Source organism: Streptomyces sp. NPDC001941, assembly GCF_040296945.1.
Taxonomy (GTDB): domain Bacteria; phylum Actinomycetota; class Actinomycetes; order Streptomycetales; family Streptomycetaceae; genus Streptomyces.
The window spans coordinates 1-1,377 of sequence record NZ_JBEOYE010000258.1 but is presented as its reverse complement, the minus strand read 5'-3'; the positions used below and the strand labels follow the sequence as shown (position 1 = coordinate 1,377).

Sequence of the window (1,377 nt, the reverse complement as noted above, 5' to 3'; positions counted from 1 at the left end):
AGCTCGGCCCCGGCCTCTACACCGCCACCCAGTGGTCACCAAACCCCTCCCCACCAGCGGAAATGCGTTAACTACCCGGCCTTGGGTGAGGGTCCGTCAGGTGGTGCTGAGCAGGCCAAGGCGCAATTGCTTGATGGTGCGGGTGAGTAGGCGGGATACCTGTGTCTGGGTGATGCCGAGGCGTTGACCGATCTGGGCCTGGGTGAGTTCGTCTGCAAAACGCCAGTGGATGAGTAGGCGGTCGCGTTCACCGAGTTGTGCCAGGAGCGGGGCGAGCGTCTGTAAGTCTTCGACGAGTTCAAGGTTGTGGTCGTTGATGCCGATGAAACTTGCCAGCGCTGCCTCACCTTGGTGGCTGGTGTTGTGCGCGGCGTCCAGCGAGTGAGTGTTGTAGGCGTTGGAAGCGAGCTGCGCTTCGCGGACCTCATCCTCGGACACGTCCATCAGGGCGGCGAGCTTTGCGACAGTAGGGGCGCTCTCGAGGCGGGTGCTGAGCTCCTCGGTTGCTTTGGCGAGTTCGACGCGAGCCTCCTGCAGACGCCTGGGAACGTGCACAGCCCAGGTGGCGTCGCGGAAAAATCTCATCATCTCGCCGAGGATGTATGGGATGGCGAAGGAGGTGAACCCCACTTCGCGGCTGAGGTCGAAGCGGTCGATAGCTTTGATCAGCCCGATCATGCCGACCTGCACGACGTCGTCCATCTGGTCACCACGGCTGGTGCGGAATCGGCCAGCGGCATAGTGGACCAGGGACATGTTCATCTCGATGAGGGTGTTGCGTGCATAAGCGTGCTCCGGTGTCTCCTCTTCTAGGATGGCGAGTCGATCAAGGAAGAGCCGGGTGAGCTCGCGGGCGTCCTTCACCTCCATCTTGGAGGGTTCAGCGACCCACGGCAGCGCCTCCGTTCGGTTGCATCGTGCGGGCAGGTTCATGAGTGCCATCGGGCACCCCCTTCCAGGAGTCAAGATCATTTGGACACGCCACTTCGTGGCGTCAATCTATTCACCGTCAGCGAAGCTTCCGCCTCGAAACGACCCCGCCGTACCCAGGTCCAAGCGAACGTGTCAACTTCCCTGGCTCGTCACCCAGTTCCGCACGGATGCTGCCCACCGGCCGGCCCTGCTCTGGCCAACGGAGAACAGCGCCCGCCAGGACGCCGTCCTCGTCCGTGCCGTCGAGGCAGAGCCCAGGCAGAACCACGCACCGGAGTCTGCGCACATCGCCGATCGCGCCCATCTCACGAATGAGTCAGTGAGCGTTTTCAGTGTGGTCACCGATCGAGTGATGGCGGTGGCTGCGTAACAGGCGAGGCTCCCGGGCTGTTGAGCGAGAGATCTCACATCTCATCTCGTCAGCCGGGGAGCCTCGTTGGTTAC

Annotated in this window: 1 protein-coding gene; it reads right to left on the bottom strand. The window is 62.5% G+C overall.

Going from position 1 to position 1,377, the window contains the following annotated elements; translation table 11 throughout:
* Positions 1 to 96: 96 nt before the first annotated feature.
* The gene (locus ABT160_RS47005) at positions 97 to 942 is read right to left on the bottom strand and encodes a SigB/SigF/SigG family RNA polymerase sigma factor (RefSeq protein ID WP_351656581.1); all 846 of its coding nucleotides are present in this window, start codon (positions 940 to 942) and stop codon (positions 97 to 99) included.
* Between the last annotated feature and the right edge of the window lie 435 nt (positions 943 to 1,377).